This window comes from Salinilacustrithrix flava, assembly GCF_041228405.1.
Classification (GTDB): Bacteria; Actinomycetota; Acidimicrobiia; order Acidimicrobiales; family Salinilacustritrichaceae; genus Salinilacustrithrix; species Salinilacustrithrix flava.
Genome location: NZ_CP133888.1, coordinates 2,124,974 through 2,141,033, shown reverse-complemented (window position 1 = coordinate 2,141,033; position 16,060 = coordinate 2,124,974). Strand labels below are relative to the sequence as shown.

Annotated in this window: 17 protein-coding genes; 2 read left to right on the top strand and 15 right to left on the bottom strand. The window is 71.8% G+C overall.

Annotation, left to right across the window (positions count from 1 at the left end; genetic code table 11):
• Window positions 1–3: 3 nt before the first annotated feature.
• The 12 genes from RGQ06_RS10595 to RGQ06_RS10540 form a co-directional block, all read right to left on the bottom strand.
• Window positions 4–432 (bottom strand): pyridoxamine 5'-phosphate oxidase family protein, encoded by a 429-nt coding sequence (locus tag RGQ06_RS10595; RefSeq protein ID WP_432429022.1) that lies wholly within the window; start codon window positions 430–432, stop codon window positions 4–6.
• A 56-nt stretch (window positions 433–488) separates the two neighbouring features.
• Window positions 489–995 carry a gluconokinase gene (locus RGQ06_RS10590; RefSeq protein WP_432429023.1) on the bottom strand — a complete coding sequence of 169 codons (507 nt, stop codon included), beginning with the start codon at window positions 993–995 and terminating at the stop codon, window positions 489–491.
• A gap of 27 nt (window positions 996–1,022) precedes the next feature.
• Window positions 1,023–2,066: an NAD(P)-dependent alcohol dehydrogenase gene (locus RGQ06_RS10585; RefSeq protein WP_432429024.1), complete on the bottom strand. Its 1,044-nt coding sequence runs from the start codon at window positions 2,064–2,066 to the stop codon at window positions 1,023–1,025.
• 79 nt (window positions 2,067–2,145) lie between these two features.
• A complete protein-coding gene (locus RGQ06_RS10580) occupies window positions 2,146–3,300 on the bottom strand; it encodes an AI-2E family transporter (RefSeq protein WP_432429025.1) in 1,155 nt (384 codons plus the stop codon).
• A 22-nt stretch (window positions 3,301–3,322) separates the two neighbouring features.
• Window positions 3,323–3,979 (bottom strand): PhoU domain-containing protein, encoded by a 657-nt coding sequence (locus tag RGQ06_RS10575; RefSeq protein WP_432429026.1) that lies wholly within the window; start codon window positions 3,977–3,979, stop codon window positions 3,323–3,325.
• An 11-nt stretch (window positions 3,980–3,990) separates the two neighbouring features.
• The gene (locus RGQ06_RS10570) at window positions 3,991–5,145 is read right to left on the bottom strand and encodes a Na/Pi symporter (RefSeq protein WP_432429027.1); all 1,155 of its coding nucleotides are present in this window, start codon (window positions 5,143–5,145) and stop codon (window positions 3,991–3,993) included.
• Between the two features lie 124 nt (window positions 5,146–5,269).
• Window positions 5,270–6,121: an ABC transporter permease gene (locus RGQ06_RS10565; RefSeq protein ID WP_432429028.1), complete on the bottom strand. Its 852-nt coding sequence runs from the start codon at window positions 6,119–6,121 to the stop codon at window positions 5,270–5,272.
• A complete protein-coding gene (locus RGQ06_RS10560) occupies window positions 6,118–7,122 on the bottom strand; it encodes an ATP-binding cassette domain-containing protein (protein ID WP_432429029.1) in 1,005 nt (334 codons plus the stop codon). Before RGQ06_RS10560 ends, RGQ06_RS10565 begins: the two co-directional genes overlap by 4 nt.
• Window positions 7,123–7,257: 135 nt before the next feature.
• Window positions 7,258–8,235: an aldo/keto reductase gene (locus RGQ06_RS10555; RefSeq protein ID WP_432429030.1), complete on the bottom strand. Its 978-nt coding sequence runs from the start codon at window positions 8,233–8,235 to the stop codon at window positions 7,258–7,260.
• Window positions 8,236–8,285: 50 nt separating this feature from the next.
• Entirely contained in the window at window positions 8,286–9,500 is a 1,215-nt protein-coding gene (locus RGQ06_RS10550) for a DUF222 domain-containing protein (RefSeq protein WP_432430665.1), read from the bottom strand.
• Between the two features lie 35 nt (window positions 9,501–9,535).
• Entirely contained in the window at window positions 9,536–10,288 is a 753-nt protein-coding gene (locus RGQ06_RS10545) for a class I SAM-dependent methyltransferase (RefSeq protein ID WP_432429032.1), read from the bottom strand.
• 34 nt (window positions 10,289–10,322) lie between these two features.
• Window positions 10,323–11,945 (bottom strand): DNA polymerase ligase N-terminal domain-containing protein, encoded by a 1,623-nt coding sequence (locus RGQ06_RS10540; RefSeq protein WP_432429033.1) that lies wholly within the window; start codon window positions 11,943–11,945, stop codon window positions 10,323–10,325.
• Between the two features lie 91 nt (window positions 11,946–12,036).
• Here RGQ06_RS10540 and RGQ06_RS10535 point away from each other — a divergent pair, with 91 nt between their 5' ends.
• A complete protein-coding gene (locus tag RGQ06_RS10535; protein WP_432429034.1) occupies window positions 12,037–12,486 on the top strand; it encodes an SRPBCC family protein in 450 nt (149 codons plus the stop codon).
• Window positions 12,487–12,525: 39 nt separating this feature from the next.
• Here RGQ06_RS10535 and RGQ06_RS10530 read toward each other — a convergent pair whose 3' ends face one another.
• Window positions 12,526–13,332 carry a dienelactone hydrolase family protein gene (locus RGQ06_RS10530; RefSeq protein WP_432429035.1) on the bottom strand — a complete coding sequence of 269 codons (807 nt, stop codon included), beginning with the start codon at window positions 13,330–13,332 and terminating at the stop codon, window positions 12,526–12,528.
• A gap of 22 nt (window positions 13,333–13,354) precedes the next feature.
• Window positions 13,355–13,603 (bottom strand): hypothetical protein, encoded by a 249-nt coding sequence (locus RGQ06_RS10525; RefSeq protein ID WP_432429036.1) that lies wholly within the window; start codon window positions 13,601–13,603, stop codon window positions 13,355–13,357.
• Window positions 13,604–13,665: 62 nt separating this feature from the next.
• Here RGQ06_RS10525 and RGQ06_RS10520 point away from each other — a divergent pair, with 62 nt between their 5' ends.
• Window positions 13,666–14,535: a DUF4214 domain-containing protein gene (locus RGQ06_RS10520; protein WP_432429037.1), complete on the top strand. Its 870-nt coding sequence runs from the start codon at window positions 13,666–13,668 to the stop codon at window positions 14,533–14,535.
• On the opposite strand, the gene RGQ06_RS10515 is transcribed toward RGQ06_RS10520, so the two are convergent.
• Complete coding sequence (locus RGQ06_RS10515; RefSeq protein ID WP_432429038.1) at window positions 14,490–16,004, bottom strand: DUF4389 domain-containing protein; 1,515 nt, start codon at window positions 16,002–16,004, stop codon at window positions 14,490–14,492. The genes RGQ06_RS10520 and RGQ06_RS10515 overlap by 46 nt on opposite strands.
• Window positions 16,005–16,060 lie beyond the last annotated feature (56 nt).

Sequence of the window (16,060 nt, the reverse complement as noted above, 5' to 3'; positions counted from 1 at the left end):
CCGTCAGGTCCCCGGGGGGATGATCCGCCGGCCCGAGATCTCCTCGGCCCGGATCTGGACCCAGTCCTCCCGCTCGACCGAGTCGGCCCACGGGTGCAGCTCCAGCTTCTCGAGCTCCTCGGGGTCCTCGGCGAGGTCGGCGACGCCACGCACCAGCACGCTCCAGCCGGTTCGCTCGATGACGTCGAAGCTGTCGACCTGGAAGGCCACGGGCTCGGCCATGAGCGCCTCGTGGAGGAGCGAGCCGCGCAGCGTCCGGAACACGACCCGGTGTCCGACGACCGCGTGGTTGACGGGGAGCACCATGGGCTCACCCGCCTCGTTGAACGCGACCCGTCCCACGGGCGAGTCGGCGAGGAGCTGCCAGCACTCCTCCGGGGCGATGACCTCCAGGCCCTGGTGGTCGAGACTGGTTCCTCCGGTGCTGTCCATGTCCCGATCGTGCCGGTCGCGCCACCCCACGCGACAGGGTCCTCGGTCCCGACCCGCTACTCCTCCGCCACTCGCAGGATGTCGTCGACCACGGACTCCACAGGGGCCTCGCCGTCCACGACGGTGTGGTGCTCGCCCGACGGGTGCTCCAGGTCGGCGAGCTGGCTGTCGAGCAGGTCGGCGGGCATGAAGTGCTCGGTGCGGCTCGCCAGGCGCCGGGCCAGCTCCTCGGGTCCGACCTCGAGGTGCACGAGCGCCACGTCGGGTGCGGCGTCGAGCAGGCGGAGGCGGTGCTGGCGCCGCAGCGCCGAGCACGCCAGCACGACCCGATCGCCGGCCCGGGCCCGGTGGGCGAGCTCGGAGACCAGGGAGTCGATCCACGGGTCCCGGTCCGCGTCGGTGAGCGGCTCGCCATCGGCCATCTTCTGGCGGTTGGCCTCCGGGTGGAAGTCGTCCGCGTCGAGCAGGACCGCGCCGATCCGATCGGCCAGCGCGCGCCCCACCGTGGACTTCCCGGCGCCCGAGACGCCGGTGAGCACCAGCGTCTGGGGCGCAGCGGTCATGGACCCGAGGCTACGGGGCGGACGACCTCACGATGTCGGGACGATGACCGCCCGGCCCTCGATCTCGCCGGCCGCGAGGCGCTCGTAGACCGACGGGGCCTCGTCGAGGTCGAAGCGGGTGACGTGAGGGGTGATGATCCCCGACCGGGCCATGGCGAGCACCTCGTGCAGCTCGGGCAGGCTGCCCCAGTAGGTCGTGGCGACCGACACCTCGTAGGGGATGCTGAAGAAGCTCATCGGCAGCGTGCCGCCGGCGATGCCGACGATGGTGAGCTGTCCGAGCACCCGGCTGGCTGCGGCGCCGAGCGCGAGGGTCGCGTCCGCGCCGACGCAGTCCAGGACCACGTCCGCTCCCTGGCCGCCCGAGAGGTCGCGGATGGTGGCGGCGGCCTCGTCGTCGGAGACCACGCCGTGGTGCGCACCGACCGATTCGGCGAGGCGGAGCGCTTCCGGTCGCTGATCGACGGCGATCACCGTGGCGGGGCTGAGGGCCCGCAGCATCTGCACGGCCATGTGGCCGAGGCCGCCGACGCCGATGACGACCGCCGTCGTCCCCGGCGTCAGCAGCGGGAGGGCCCGCTTGACGGCGTGGTAGGGCGTGAGGCCGGCGTCGGTGAGCGGCGCCGCCTCCGCGGGGTCGAGGTCGCCGATGGGCACGACGTGGCGGACGGCCGGCACCACCATGTAGGGCGCCATGCCACCGTCGGCGCCGAGGCCGCCGACCGCGGCGCCGGTGAGGTCGGGCCGCTCGCAGTAGTTCTCCATGCCGAGCGCGCAGCGCCGGCAGAGCCCACAGCCCCACGGTCCATAGACGGCGACGGCCTCACCCACCTCCAGCCCGGAGACGCCCGCTCCGAGCGCCTCCACCCAGCCGGCGTTCTCGTGGCCGAGGGTGAAGGGCGGGTTCCACGGCATCATGCCGGGTTCGAAGTCGTGCATCAGGTGCAGGTCCGAGTGGCACGCGCCGGCGCCGCCGATGCGGATCAGCACCTCCCCCGGTCCCGGCTCGGGCTGGTCGACCTCGACCAGCTCGCCTGGCTGCTTGAACGCGGTCAGCTGCAGGGCCTTCATCGGACGTCTCCTCGATCGGTGATCCCGCCACCCTCGCGCACGGTTCCGACCTTGCCCAGGGTCTCGGGTCCCGGGCCCGTCAGGGGTCGGGCGCGTCAGGGGTCGGGCGGACCCCATCGAGGGCCCGTGCCGCATCCGGGTCATCGAGGTCACCTTCGTCGAGCGACCGCACCGCGGCGCCGGCGCGGATGGCGACGGCCACGAGCGGCACGGCGATGAAGGCGCCGGCGATGCCGGCGATGGCGGCGCCGGTCGTGAGGGCCAGGATCACGACCAGCGGGTGGAGCTGCAGCGCCTTGCCGTAGATGACGGGCGCGAGCAGGTCGTTGTCGAGCTGCTGCACCACGACCGCCACGATGGCCACGATGCCGGCCGCCGCCGTGCCTGCGGTGACGAGGGTGACGGACACGGCGATGATCCCGGCGGCGATGGCGCCGACGAAGGGGAAGAAGGCGGAGACGAACGTGAGGGCGGCCACCGGCAGGGCCAGCTCGGCGCCCACGATGAACATCGTGGCGCCGATGACGACACCTTCGACGACGCCGAGCGCGGCAGCGCCGCGCAGGTAGCCGCCGAGGGCGCGCCAGGCGCCGTTGCCCGCGGCGCGCAGCTGGACCTGGCGGGGCTCGGAGAACCGGGACAGCAAGGCCCGCTGCATCATCGGACCGTCCTTGACCACGAAGAACGTGACGACGAGGGCCAGCAGCAGCCCGGCGAGCACCTCGCCGGCCAGCGTCGCCCCGTCCACCACCGCGCCCTCGGAGATGCTGGCGCTGTCGGCCGCCTCCTCGATGCGCTCACGGGCATCGACGACGAAGTCCTCGCTCAGCCCGATCGGACCGTCGATGAGCCACTCCTGGACGTCGTCGGCCGCGGTCTCGAGGGTGGTGTCGAGGCCGGAGAACTCGTCGACGAGCGGGGGGACGATGACCCAGCCGACGAAGAACACGGTCCCGAAGAACACGGCGACGGTGCCGAGCATCGCGAGCGGCACCGGGACGCCGCGATCGGTGAAGAGCTTGCGCACCGGGATGAGGACGGTGGCGAGGAGCAGCGCGATGCCGACCGGCAGCAGCACGATCCGGAGCTGCGCGGCGATGATGCCCGTGGCGTACACGGCGAGGCCGATGATGAGGAGCCGCCAGCTCCAGGCGGTGAGCACGTCGAGCCAGCGGGGCACGCGCGGCGGCCCGGCGAGCTGCACCTGGTCGGGACCGTCGTCGGGGCGCGCCATGGGCGTCACCCTGCCACGCCGGTCACTCGTCGAGGTCGACGTCCCCGGTGCGGTCGATGCCGGTGGCCGCGGTGGTCGCCACGCTGATGAGGTTGGCGCAGATCCGCTTGAGGTAGCGGAAGAGCATGGCCCGGGGCACGGCGTAGCGCGCGGGGCCGTCGTCGTGGATGAGGGCGTTGACGAGGTCGTCGAAGGTGCCCATCAGCTCCTCCGCCCGCCGGTCGAGGCCGGCGAGGTCGGCGGCGTCGGGCTCCGCCAGCGCGTCGGCGGTGTCGGTGAACAGCTGGGACACCCGGGAGCGGAAGTCGAGGAAGCGGTCGTAGTCGTCGGCCTCGCTGAACCGGACCCCCTCGGCCGCCAGGTCGAAGATGTTCTTGGCCTGGTCCCCGACCCGCTCGAGCTTCTTCACCATGAGCAGCGAGGCGAGCACGGCCCCGACGTCGGCGCCCCCGTGGACGGCGGAGTGGACCACGAGCTCCCGCCGCACGCTCTCCTCGATGCCGTTGATGGCCCAGTCGGTGGCGCGCACCTCCTCACCGATGGGTTCGATGTCACCGTCGGTGACGAGGCAGCTCATCGCCAGGTCGAAGCTGTGCTGGCAGCGACCGACCATCGACACGATCTCGTGCTGGACGTGCTCGAGGCCTTCGTCACCGCCGCGGAAGAACGAGAACACCATGGATCAACACCTCATCGCAGGAGGATCACGCCGATGGCCGGGATGACCAGGAACGTGACGATGACATATCCGATCACCATCGAGCGCCGGCGGGCCGCCATCTCGGCGAGCCACTCGGCGATCCGGATCGGGAGCCGACGGAGCGCCGGCACCGGGTAGAAGAGCAGGATCCCCGCCAGGTTGAACAGCGTGTGGACCAAGGCGACCGTGAGCGCCTCGGGCCGGTCGGTGGCGAGAGACGCCAGCAGGGCGCTGATCGTGGTGCCCACGTTGGCGCCGAGGGTGACCGGGTAGGCGTTGGCCAGCGACACGACGCCGGCCGCCGAGAGCGGGATCATGATCGAGGTCGTGATGCTCGACGACTGCACCGCCACGGTGATGATGATGCCGAGCAGGATGGCGGGCGCGCCGCCGCCCTTGCCCAGCATGGCGTTGATCGAGCGCTCCACGCGGGCGGCGATCAGCTGGCGCATGTTCCTCGTGACGAAGGTGAGGGCCAGGAAGATGGCGGCGAGGCCGGTGACCACCAGCATCACACCGAGCAGGGTCCCCTGCAGGCCGACCACGTCTCCCCACAGCTCCTCGACCCAGCCGACGGGGACCTTGACGGCGGCCTTGAAGGGGCTGTCGAACTCGGCCCCGCTGCCCCCGAGGAGCAGCTCGGTGAGGAATCGGGCGGCGCTGGACAGCACGCCGGTGAGCAGCTCGATCGGGAGCAGGATGCTGACGGCCAGCAGGTTGAACGCGTCGTGCACGGTGGCGGCAGCGAAGGCCAACCGGAACTCGGCCGGTCGCCGCAGGTGGCCGAGCGACGCGAGCGTGTTCGTGACCGTGGTGCCGATGTTGGCGCCCATGATCATGGGCACGGCGTCGTCGATTCCGAGGAGACCGGCGCCGACGAGGCCGACGATGGTCGAGGTGGTGACCGACGACGACTGGGCCAGCACGGTGGCGAGGATGCCGACGAAGAGCCCGGCCATCGGGTTCGAGACGCTGGAGAACAGCTCCTCCTGGACGTCGCTGCCGAGGGCGTTGATGCCGGACTCGAGCAGGCCGACACCCACGAGGAACAGGAACAGCAGCGCGACGACGACGGCAGCGCGGATGGGCGCGGGGACCGGGCGCTCGGTCGCTGCGTCGGTGGTGGAGGGGCGGGTGCTGACCACGGGCGGCCTCGACGTCGGGGGACGGCGGCGTGACCCTTGCACACCCTCGTTCACCGATACGACATCTCCCGTCCACCTCCCGTCCACTTCGGGCTGAACGTGGTGGCGCCGGCGGCGCGGCCCGTCAGCGCGTGCTGGACCGTTGGTACCGGGAGACCGAGAGCGGCGCGAAGACCGCCACGGTGATCACCACCCAGATGAGGGTGTAGAGGACCGGGTTCTGCAGCGACCACGCCGTGGGCTCCGGGGTCCCGGGCGGGATGTTGCCGAACAGCTCGCGCGCCGCCTGGGTCACCGCCGAGACCGGGTTCCACTCGGCGAACGTCTGCAGCGGTCCCGGGAGGTCCTCGGCCGGCACGAACGTGTTGGCCACGAACGTGAGCGGGAAGATCACCATGAACGACGCGTTGTTGATGACCTCGACGCTCGGCACGAGCAGGGCGACCCAGGCCATCACCCACGAGATGGCGTAGGCGAAGAGCAGCAGCAGGGCGAACCCGCCGACGGCTTCGAGGATCGAGCCCCGGATGCGCCAGCCGACGGCCAGGCCGGTGAGGGCCATGATCGCCACCGAGAGCACGTTGTAGATCACGTCGCTGGCGGTGCGGCCGGCGAGCACGGCCGACCGGGACATCGGCAGCGACTTGAACCGGTCGATGATGCCCTTCTGCATGTCCTCGGCGATGCCCGCCCCGGTGAACGTGGCCCCGAACAGCACGGTCTGGGCGAAGATGCCGGCGATCAGGAACTCCCGGTAGGTGGTGCCCGGGATGTCGATCGAGTTGCCGAACACGTAGGCGAACAGCAGCACGAACATGATCGGCGACAGCAGCACGAACACGAGGACCTCGGGGACCCGCGTGATCTTGATGACGTTGCGGTGGGCGATCACGCCGATGTCGCTCAGGGTGTCCCGCCAGGAGATGCGCCCGCCCGCGCCGCCCGCAGTGGTGGGTTCGATCGCGGTCTGGCTCATGCCGTCACCTCTGCTCGGTCGGTGCGCTGGGCGTCGTCATCGGGTTCCTCGGCGACGTGTCCGGTCAGGGTCAGGAACACGTCGTCGAGCGTGGGACGGCGGATGCCGACGTCGCTGATCTCGATCTGGCGGTGCCGGAGCTCCTGGAGGACGTCGGTCAGCACGTCCACACCCCCGTCGATCGGCGCCTGCAGCGCCCGGGCCGGGACCTGCACCTCGATGTCGCCCGTGGCGTGGGCGGCGAGGACCTGGTGCGCATCGTCGAGGCGGGCTGCGTCGGCAACGACGAGCTCGATCCGCTCGCCGCCGACCTGGGCCTTGAGCTGGTCGGCGGTGCCCGACGCGATGGCGCGCCCGTGGTCGATGACGACGATGTCGTCGGCCAGCTGGTCGGCCTCCTCCAGGTACTGGGTCGTGAGCAGGAGCGTGGCGCCGCGGGAGACCAGCTCCCGGATCACGCCCCACAGCTCGATGCGGCTGCGGGGGTCGAGGCCGGTGGTGGGCTCGTCGAGGAACAGCACCGGCGGTTCGGCCACCAGCGCACCGGCCAGGTCGAGGCGGCGGCGCATGCCCCCCGAGTAGGTCTTCACCGGCCGGTCACCCGCGTCGGAGAGGTCGAAGCGCTCGAGCAGCTCGGCGGCACGCTGCTTCGACCGGGTCCGGCCGAGCCGGTAGAGGCGACCGATCATGACCAGGTTCTCCCGACCGGTGAGCACCTCGTCCACCGCCGCGAACTGCCCGGACAGCCCGATGCGGCGGCGCACCTCGCCGGGCTGCGTGCGCAGGTCGGCGCCGGCGATGGTGGCGCTGCCCTCGTCCGGTTCGAGCAGCGTGGTGAGGATCGAGACGGCCGTGGTCTTGCCGGCGCCGTTGGGGCCGAGCAGCCCGAGCACGGAGCCCTCCGGCACGGTGAGGTCGAGGCCGTCGAGGGCCACGACGTCGCCGAAGCGCTTGCGCAGGCCGGTGGCGACGATGGCGGGGGCAGCGGTCGTCTGGTGCATCGGGACGTGCTCCTGGAGCGGGGTCAGGGCGGGGGACGGATCGTCCCGGCGTGGAGACGGCTCTCGAACCCAGGAATCATCGGTGCCGGTCGCGTCCCGAGTTTTCGGGTACGCCGCGGCTGTGACCGGGGTCGGTCAGGCGAACCCGACGACCGGGTGCGGGGTGTAGGGAGCCTCCAGGGACTCGACCTCCTCGGCGGTGAGGGTCACGTCCACGGCAGCGACGGCGTCGTCGAGGTGGTGCGGCTTGGTCGCCCCGACGATCGGGGCGGTGACCGCCGGCTGGTGCAGGACCCAGGCCAGCGCGACCTGGGCGCGGGAGATGCCCCGGGCCTCGGCGACGGTCGCGACCTGCTGGACGATCTCCCGGTCGCTCGCGCTGGTGTCGTAGAGGGTCTTGCCGAACTCGTCGGTGCGGGAGCGCTCGGTCTCGGTGTCCCAGTCCCGGGTGAGGCGGCCCCGGGCGAGCGGGCTCCACGGGATGACGCCGATGCCCTGGTCCTGGCACAGCGGCAGCATCTCGCGCTCCTCCTCGCGGTTGAGGAGGTTGTAGTGGTCCTGCATCGACACGAACTTCGACCAGCCCCGCAGCTCCGCGGTGTACAGCGCCTTGGAGAACTGCCAAGCCCACATGGACGAAGCGCCGATGTAGCGGACCTTCCCGGAGCGGACCAGGTCGTGCAGCGCCTCGAGCGTCTCCTCGATGGGCGTGCGGGGGTCCCACCGGTGGATCTGGTACAGGTCGATGTAGTCGGTGCCGAGGCGACGGAGGCTGGCCTCGCACTCGGCGATGATCGCCTTGCGGGACAGCCCGGCGCTGTTGGGCCCCTTGCGCATCGGACCGAACACCTTGGAGGCGAGGACGATGTCGTCTCGGTTCGCGAACTCCTGGAGCGCCCGACCGACGATCTCCTCGCTGGTGCCGGCCGAGTACACGTTGGCCGTGTCGAAGAAGTTGATGCCGTGCTCGACCGCCTGGCGGATGAAGGGGCGGCTGGCCTCCTCGTCGAGGGACCACTCGTGGTTGCCGGCGTCGGGCGCGCCGAAGCTCATGCACCCGAGGCAGATCCTGGACACGTCGAGGCCGGTGCGGCCGAGCTTCACGTACTGCATGGGCCCACTCTCGCGGACGGGCCTCCGCCGGCGTCGGCCGGCAGCGCTTCCTATGGGTCGGGGTCGCCGTGGAAGCGGCGGTGGGGTCGGGCTCGGTTGTCGGGGTTGCAGGCGACGCGTCCGTTGTCAGGGCGGGTCCTGCCGCCGGCGGTGACCGCTTCGATGTGGTCGATGTCGCAGTACTCGGCGGGCCGGTCACAGCCCCGGGCGGTGCAGTGGCGGTCGCGGACCTGGATGGCCCGGCGGAGCTTGCCGGTGAAGAACCGGTGCCGTTCGTTGTACGCGATCGGGACCTGGCCGGGCCCGTACACGTAGCGCTCCAGATCCGGATCCGACTCCAGGATCCGGGCCAGCTGGCGGGCCGACAGCGGCGTCTCGTTCCACAGCTCGGCCAGCCCACCAGCCAGGGCATCCAGGCCGGACACCACCACGACCAGGGGTCGGATCCGGGCCGCAGCGGACGGGTTCGCGACATGCGCGCGTTGGGCCATGACCACCAAGGCATCCGCCCGACGCTGCGCCGGCGTGCGGGCCAGCTCACTCGACAGCGGCTCCCGGCCGAGGCGGGTCTTGGCTTCGGTCCAGTCGGCTTTGAACAGCTCTTCGACGATGCCGTCGAACACGGTCTTGAACGCGGCACCACCGATCGCATCCAACAGCCCATCGATGACGACGGCGCCTTGGAAGGTGGCCGACACATGCGCGTCGCGGTCCTGTTCGATCCGATCGGGCTCACCGGAGTCGGGGTCGACCTGCAGGCGCCACTTGGCCAGGACCTTGCGCAGGCCCCGCATGTCCAGATCCACGGCCTGCTGGGCGAGCCATCCCTCCCACTCCCCGAACGCCTCCCGCGTCTCCTCGGTCCGCACCTTCGCGATCGCCCCCGCATGCTCCGCACCCAGATCCCCGGCCGCCCACCGCGACGACACCCCGGGCATGTCGATGAGCACCCGACCCAGCTTCAACGACGTCGCCGCCGCCGCATCACCCATCCGCAACCGATCCCGACACCACTGCTTCGCCGTCCGATACCCGAGCGGCACGTGATCCCCCCGGGCCTCGAACGACCGCAGCAACCGATGGAACTCGAAGTCCAACCGGCGCAGACACCGGGTCAGCTCCTCCAACAGCTCCCCCAACCCATCCGCCGTGGGCACCTCGGACACATCGATGCCAGCCACGAGATCGATCGCCTCGTGCAACCGCACCGTCGCATCCCCAACTGGCATGCCCCCACCCTCGCGAGCGAACACACGTTCGTGCAAGGAAACCGGATGTTTCGGACACCGAAATCCCTGGATCAGTGCGGCTTGCGCAGGTCGTAGATCACGAAGATCGGGACCCGGAGGAGGTCCTCGTTGTCGGGCACCCGGGCCAGCTGCGCCTCGTCCGGCAGCGGCTCGTGCAGGCGGCGCAGATGGAAGCCGGCGTCGAGGAACCCGTTGATCGTCGTGCTCAGCATCCGGTGGTGGTTGGTGATGCGGTGCCCCGAGGGGAACGGGATGTCGCGCGGGCCCTCGTCGGCGTAGTCGTCGAGCACGTAGTGGACCTTGCTGCGGTCGGGCCGGCGGACCCAGGGGTCGTCGCCCAGCGCGGCGGTGGCCATCGGCGCCAGGTTGCAGACCACGAAGCGACCGCCGGGCACGAGGACGCGGAACGCCTCGCGGACCGCGGCGGCCTCGTCTGGCACGTCCACCAGCGAGATGTGGGACACAGCGAGGTCGAAGGATGCGTCGGCCACGCCGGTGAGGGACTGCAGGTCGCCGAGCTCGTAGGTCTCCGACGGGCCGACGAGCCTGCGGGCGTGCTCGACGAACGCCGGCTGCAGGTCGACCCCGAGGGTCCGGGCGCCGCGGGCCGCGAGCATCCGGCAGAAGCGGCCCTCGCCGCAGCCGAGGTCGATCACCGAGCGCCCGGCCACGTCGCCGACGACCTCGAGCATCCAGTCGTCGAGCAGGCCCTCCCGGGCCCGATCGCGACCGGCGGCCATCCGCTCGATCCACTCGGGGGCAAACGCCGCCCACTCCCCCGACAGGTCCGCCTCCCCAGCCACGGCGTCACCATACGCAGGCCCGGGCACCGGACCGTCAGAGCTTCGGGAGCACCTGGGGCCGGCCGATGAGATCGGCCAGCGGGTCACCCCGCTCCTCCAGGCGCTCGAGCGCGGTGCGCACCGTCCACCGGTGCGAGGTGAGGGCCGGATCGTCGAGCTCGTCCCACGTGATGGGCATCGACACCGGAGCGCCGGGAGCCGGTCGCACGCTGAACGGGGCGACCAGCGTCTTGTTGATCGCGTTCTGCGTGTAGTCGAGCCGAGCGAGGCCGCCCCGGTCCTCCTTCTGCCACTTCCAGCTGACCAGCTCGGGCACGGTCCGCCCGATCGCCTTGGAGAGGGCCTCCACCCACTCGCGGGTCTCGGCGAACGTGTAGCGCTGCTCGACAGGGATCCAGATCTGGAAGCCTCGCCGCCCGCTCGTCTTGGGGCACGCCGCGACGTCGAGGTGCTGCAGCGCGGTGCGGTGCAAGCGCACCAGCAGCAGCAGCTCCTCGGGCGTGGTCTCCGGACCGGGGTCCACGTCGATGAGCGCCCAGCTCGGACGGTCGGGCCGGTCGGCGGTGGACGTCCAGGGGTGGAGCTCGAAGGCGGCGAGGTTCGCCGCCCACACCAGCGACGGTGCGCCGTCGAGCACCGCGTAGCACTCGGTCTCCCCCTCGTCGGCGGCCTCGTTGCGCCACTGCGTGAGCCAGTCGGGCGCGCCGGCCGGGACCGCCTTCTGCCAGAAGCCCTTCGCTCCGGCGCCGTTCGGGTAGCGGTGCATGTTCACCGGGCGGTCGTGCAGGTAGGGCAGCATCCACGGGGCGATCCGGGCGTGGTAGGCGAGCAGCTCCCGCTTGGTCACCGGCGCCGCGTCGTCGTCCCGGCCGGGGAACAGCACCTTGTCGAGGTTGGTGACCTTCAGGGCGCGACCCTGCAGCTCCCACGTCCCGTCCGGACCGAGCCCGTCCAGCGCTCGGAGCGCACGCTCGTCCACCGCTTCGAAGCCGACACGGCGCCTGCCGGAGTCGGTGACCTCGGCGGCCTCATCGGCGGGCCGGTCGCTGTGCCACACCAGGTCGGGTTCTGCTGCCACCTGGTCGTTGGTGCGACCGCTCAGCACCGACCGCGGGTGCTCCTCGGGGTCCCAGCCCTCGACTGCGTCGTCGTCGCGCTTGTGGAGCAGCAACCACTGGGGCTTGCCCCCACCGTCGCCACGGCCCTTGCGCACGAGGACGAACCGCCCTCGCAGCTTCTCGGCCTCCACGTCGAAGTGCAGCGAGCCGTCGGCGAGCTGTCGGCGGGGGTCGGCGCCGTCGGCTGGCTGCCACGTGCCGCGGTCCCAGACGATGACGTCGCCGCCGCCGTACTCGCCCGCGGGGATCACGCCCTCGAAGTCGGCGTACTCGATGGGGTGGTCCTCGACCTCCACCGCCAGCCGGCGCGCGCCGGGGTCCAGGGTCGGTCCCTTCGGCACGGCCCAGCTGAGGAGGGTCCCGTCGAGCTCCAGGCGCAGGTCGTAGTGCAGGCGGGAGGCGCGGTGGCGCTGGACGACGAACCGGAGACCATCGGGAGCAGCCGATGCCGACGCCGCACCGGGTGGCTCCGGTGTGCGCTCGAAGTCCCGCTTGGCGTCGTAGTCCCGCAGTCGAGGGCTGCGGTCGTTGGGGGCCATCGGCGTGCTCCCTCGTCGGCGTGCGCCGGTGCTCTACCCGATGCGGACCGCGATCGGACTCGCCGTCTGCGCCTCGGGGTAACGGATGGCGATGGCGATCAACTCCGTGCGCTCGACCCTGCCCCCGGAAGCCGTGTTCGAGCACCTCCTGACCCCGTGGGAGTACCCGAAGTGGCTCCTGGGAGCGAGCAAGATGCGAGACGTGGACGACCACTGGCCGTCCGTCGGCTCCAGGTTCCACCACACGGTCGGGTTCGGTCCGCTGAAGGTGGACGACACCTCCGAGATCCTCGAGTGCGACCCGCCGCGGCGCCTGGTGCTCAAGGTGAAGGCGACACCCATCGTGCAGGGCATCGTCACCTTCACGCTGGTGCCCACGCCCCAGGGAGGCACCGTGCTGACGCTGCAGGAGGAGCCGGCGGTGCGGGCCGGCGGCCTGCTGCGCCCGGCCCTCGACCCGCCGACGCACGTGCGCAACGAGCGCTCGCTCAAGCAGCTCGCCGACCTCATGAAGCCGGGCGACGGCGACACGGCCTCCTGAGCCTCAGGTCGTCGCGGCCCGCCGGCCACCCGGTCGCGCTCACGGGAGCAGGCGGCTCCGGAACAGCTCGAGCACGTCGTCGAGGGCCTGGCGGGTGGGCTGCCCCGGCTCGTCGACGAGGTGCTCGGTGACCACGGAGTGCGGCGACATCGCCGCATCGGGGTTCGCCGCGTCGTCGTCCAGCTCCACCGCCCGGAACGCCGGACCCAGCTCGCGCTCGAGGAAGCGGAACCGCTCGGAGGGCACGAGGCGGTCCGAACGGAAGCGCAGCCCCAGCACCTCGAGGCCGTCGGCACAGCGACGCTTCACGACCGCCAGGTCCTCCGGGCTGATGTCGATCGTCGCCTTCCGCGACGCCGTCAGCGCGATCGGCATCGACGGCTGCGACAGGACGGGCGCGAGGAGCCGGTCGTCGGTCGCCATCGCCAGGGCGAAGCCGCCGGTGAAGCACATGCCGATGGCGCCCACGCCGGGTCCGCCGCAGCGCTCGTGCTCGGCGGCCGCCAGCGCTCGCAGCCAATCGATGACCGGTGACGTCCTCCCGGTCGCCCACACCGTGAACTCCTTGGAGATGCACGCCGGCACCATGCTCGTCAGCATGTAGCGCAGGTCCGGCTTGCCGTTCGGCGCCGGGTCGCGACCCGGCTCCCCGAAGAGGTGCGGCAGCACGGCCGTGCACCCGATGGCGGCGACCCGTCTGGCGAACTCGGCGACCTTCGGCGTGATGCCGGGCATCTCGGCGATGACCACCACCGCCGGCCCGGAGCCGAGCCGGAACACGTCGCGCGCCGTGCCGGCGTGGGTGAAGGTGGTCCGTTCGAAGTCGGTCAGTGCGTCGTCGGCCATGGCCGCAGACGCTACGACGGGCTCAGTGGCGGCGCTCGGCGTCGGGATCCACCGAGGGATCACCGGCATCGGCGACGCCCATCGGCTCGGCGTCGGGACCGGCAGGGCGGTCGGACCGGGGCTGGGCCGGCCGGCCACGCTCGTCGCCATCGGGGATTGCCGACCCGTGGCCGCTGAGGTCCTCCTGGTGCTTGCGCCCGCCGGCCCGTGCCACGAGCAGCATCACGACGGTCAGGAGCACGGCGATTGCGATGGTCAAGGCGATGGTCATGGACTTCCTCTACCCGCGACCCCCTCTGGCATGCTGGCGCCGTGAGGTGGACGAGGCGGACCGTGATCACATGCCTGGCGGCGCTGCTGCTGACGACCCTGCTGGGCACGGCTCCGGCCAGCGCCGCACCGACGGCTCCAGCGGCACCGTCGAGCGAGATCCCCGCCGGGGTGAGCGACTCGGTCGTGCGGCTCTACCAGGCCACGTTCGACCGGACCCCCGATGCCCAGGGCTTCCTGTACTGGGTCGACCTGTACCGCCGCGGCCTGCCGCTGACCACGCTGGCCGAGCACTTCATGACGTCGTCGGAGTGGCGGGCCACGGTCGGCAGCCCCGACGACGCCACCTTCGTGGACCTGCTCTACCGCAACGTCCTGGGCCGGCCGGCGGACCCGGATGGCGCGGCCTACTGGCAGGGCGAGCTGAGCCGGGGCTACCCCCGCGCCGCGCTGGTGGTCAGCTTCTCCGAGAGCCCGGAGCTGGTCGCCTCGACCGGCACGGCCCCGCCCGTCGCGCCGGCACCGTGGCCGAAGGCGCCCGCCAACAGCGGCTCGGGCAAGCGCATCGTCTACGGGAACAGCGCGCACCGGGTCTGGATGGTCGACAGCCACAACCTGGTCGTCGACACGTACCTGGTCTCGGGGAAGGCCGGTGTCCCTGCGCCGGGCAGCTACTCGGTGTACTCCAAGTCCGAGAACGCCTGGGCCGGCCACGACGGCATCACCATGAAGTGGATGGTCCGCTTCGCCCACGGCAGCCGCCTCGCCATCGGGTTCCACTCCATCCCGCGCGACGCCTACGGCCGCCCCCTGCAGACCGAGGCCCAGCTCGGCTCCTACCGCTCCTCGGGCTGCGTCCGCCAGGCCGACCACAAGGCCCAGGCCCTCTACGCCTGGGCCCCCATCGGCACCCGGGTGGTCGTGCTCCGCTGAGGAGGCGACCCCGAGGGGTCGGGAGCGCCGGGATCCGTGCCCGGATCCGCCCCACCGCCGTCGAAGCGGAACGGGGGGTACTCGTCCCGCATCAGCGCGACGTAGGCCAGCACCCGGAAGCACCAGCGGTTCAGCCCCATGACGAAGTGGAACAGCTCCCGCGGGTAGCGGCCCCGGAACGCGAGCACCACCACGCCGATCAGGGCGACGACGCCGATCAGCCCGCCGCCGCCGACGATCCGCCAGTCGTCATCCGCGCCGGCGCTCCAGCCACCCGAGAAGATCGACACGATCACGAGGTGGGGCAGCGCCAGCAGCCACCACTTCACCAGGACGAGCCCCCGGGACAGGCGCTCGGGGTAGGCGACGTCGAAGTCCGCCGGGTACTCGGGCTCGCGGGCCAGGCGGAACGGCGGGTAGCGGTCGGTGCCGAACGCGGCGAAGGAGTAGTAGCCGACCCGCCACGTCCAGCGCATGACCCCGACGTTGAAGTCGAACAGCGGGCGGGGATAGCGACCGGTGAACAGGATCGCCACCCCCGCCACGACCGTGAGGACGAAGGCCGCGACCCAGAGGAACGCAAGCACCACGACGTGCGGGATGACGAGGACGAACTTGACCAGCCACAGCCAGCGGCTGAGCGGCTCGTCGAGGCTCGCATCCAGTCGCGCCGGGTAGGCGCGGGCCGGGTCGGCGGCTGACGCCGGAGCGGTCGCTTCCGGCGCGCCGACGACCCCGGAGGCCGGAGGCACCGGGGTCGCGTTGCGGAGCCCGGCGATGAGGAGCACGGCCCCGACGACCAGGGACAGCAGCCCGGCGACGGCGAGGCCGATGGCGATCGGCGCGAGGAGGTCGGTCTTGATGCCGACGGAGACGTCGGCGCGCACGCCGGCGCTCCCGTCCGGGTTCATGACGACGACGGTCCAGTCCCCGTCCTCGACGTCCCAGCGCAGGTCCTCCCCCGTCGCGCTGGCCGCCCAGAAGGGCTGCTCGGTCGGCGGCGGCGGGGTGGCCTCGCCGGCGACGGTTCGGTAGTCGACCTCGAACGGGCGCATCGAGACCTCGTCGACCCGGTGGTGGGCGACGCCGTCGAGGTACCCGTCCACGTCGCGGCTGGGGCCGATGCCCACGAACAGGTCCGCGCCGTCTGGTGCGGTGGCCTCGATCCGCACGGTGCCGAGGTCGTCGAACGGGACCCAGTCGCCCTCGCGCACGTCGAGGCCGAGGTCGATGTGCTCCGACGTCACGGCATGGTCGGCGCTCTCGATCGGGTGCGAACCGGTCGCGTAGAAGCCGGCGTCGTCACGCTGGGTGCCGTGGGCCCAGCCGAGGACGGCGCCGGAGACGAGCAGGGCGAAGCCGACGAGAGCGGCGAGGGAGCCGATGACGACCAGGACGACGCGTCCGGCGCTCAGCGACGACCCGCGACCCGGTGCCGGTGGTGGGGGTGGAGGCGTGATCGCAGCCATGGGGCGAGCGTCCCCCGGCGCGCCTCGGCGGTGAAGAGCACTCCGTCACAGCGCCC

Excerpts from the sequence above, each read along its gene's own strand:
- RGQ06_RS10565 (WP_432429028.1), bottom strand. The coding sequence starts at position 6,121 with ATGAGCCAGACCGCGATCGAACCCACCACTGCGGGCGGCGCGGGCGGG.
- RGQ06_RS10590 (WP_432429023.1), bottom strand. The coding sequence starts at position 995 with ATGACCGCTGCGCCCCAGACGCTGGTGCTCACCGGCGTCTCGGGCGCC.
- RGQ06_RS10595 (WP_432429022.1), bottom strand. The coding sequence starts at position 432 with ATGGACAGCACCGGAGGAACCAGTCTCGACCACCAGGGCCTGGAGGTC.
- RGQ06_RS10530 (WP_432429035.1), bottom strand. The coding sequence starts at position 13,332 with ATGGCCGACGACGCACTGACCGACTTCGAACGGACCACCTTCACCCAC.
- RGQ06_RS10560 (WP_432429029.1), bottom strand. The coding sequence starts at position 7,122 with ATGCACCAGACGACCGCTGCCCCCGCCATCGTCGCCACCGGCCTGCGC.
- RGQ06_RS10575 (WP_432429026.1), bottom strand. The coding sequence starts at position 3,979 with ATGGTGTTCTCGTTCTTCCGCGGCGGTGACGAAGGCCTCGAGCACGTC.
- RGQ06_RS10580 (WP_432429025.1), bottom strand. The coding sequence starts at position 3,300 with ATGGCGCGCCCCGACGACGGTCCCGACCAGGTGCAGCTCGCCGGGCCG.
- RGQ06_RS10555 (WP_432429030.1), bottom strand. The coding sequence starts at position 8,235 with ATGCAGTACGTGAAGCTCGGCCGCACCGGCCTCGACGTGTCCAGGATC.
- RGQ06_RS10585 (WP_432429024.1), bottom strand. The coding sequence starts at position 2,066 with ATGAAGGCCCTGCAGCTGACCGCGTTCAAGCAGCCAGGCGAGCTGGTC.
- RGQ06_RS10540 (WP_432429033.1), bottom strand. The coding sequence starts at position 11,945 with ATGGCCCCCAACGACCGCAGCCCTCGACTGCGGGACTACGACGCCAAG.
- RGQ06_RS10535 (WP_432429034.1), top strand. The coding sequence starts at position 12,037 with ATGGCGATCAACTCCGTGCGCTCGACCCTGCCCCCGGAAGCCGTGTTC.
- RGQ06_RS10525 (WP_432429036.1), bottom strand. The coding sequence starts at position 13,603 with ATGACCATCGCCTTGACCATCGCAATCGCCGTGCTCCTGACCGTCGTG.
- RGQ06_RS10515 (WP_432429038.1), bottom strand. The coding sequence starts at position 16,004 with ATGGCTGCGATCACGCCTCCACCCCCACCACCGGCACCGGGTCGCGGG.